1 protein-coding gene is annotated in these 610 nt (G+C 32.3%); it reads right to left on the bottom strand.

From position 1 onward, the window contains the following. On the bottom strand, positions 1-488 hold a 488-nt coding region (locus tag ACFIMI_RS09775; RefSeq protein WP_375692543.1), incomplete at its 3' end, for a hypothetical protein. Positions 489-610: the final 122 nt, after the last annotated feature.

Raw genomic sequence — 610 nt, 5'->3', positions numbered from 1 at the left:
TGCCTAAATTTCTTCTTAAAATTCTCTTTACCTTTATTAGGGTTTGAACGATATTTCTTTTCTTTTTCAAGGTAATTTCTGAATTTTTTAGTAAAATAGGCCATGGCTTCCTCATCAAATTCATCATTACTGTCATTATCAGATTCAGATTGGTTATTGACAGTTTTTAGAGCAGTAGATTTCTCTTTCTTAGAATGATTATTGTTAGAACTACGAGAAATCAAATCGGCTTCGAAGTGTTGAAGTGATCCGACAAGATCAACCTCAGTCAAAATATTCAAGTCTTTGTTTTCTTCGATAGCGATGATTTTGGGAACAAACTTATCCGGTAGGGAGCTCAAGATTTTCTTGACAACACGATTTTTTTGAATTTTCTCGCCTAAGTTATCAAGAGTATTCACAATTTGCCTTAATCTTTTATGGAACTGGTCAAAGGTTTCAGTTTCACTCATTCGAATAAGTTCGAATTCAGTGGTTAAGCGTTGAATTTTAGAGTTTTTAACCGAAGTGTTTCCTTCGAATCTGTTTTCAAGAATTTTTCAAGCTTCTTTGTCGGATTCTCAGATTTGAATTATTTTAAATTCATCTTGGTCAACAAATTCTTTAATTG

This window comes from Bartonella sp. AP4SXKL (assembly GCF_042195845.1).
Classification (GTDB): Bacteria; Pseudomonadota; Alphaproteobacteria; order Rhizobiales; family Rhizobiaceae; genus Bartonella.
The sequence above is the reverse complement of the archived record's forward strand: the minus strand, read 5'-3'. Positions and strand labels throughout refer to the sequence as shown.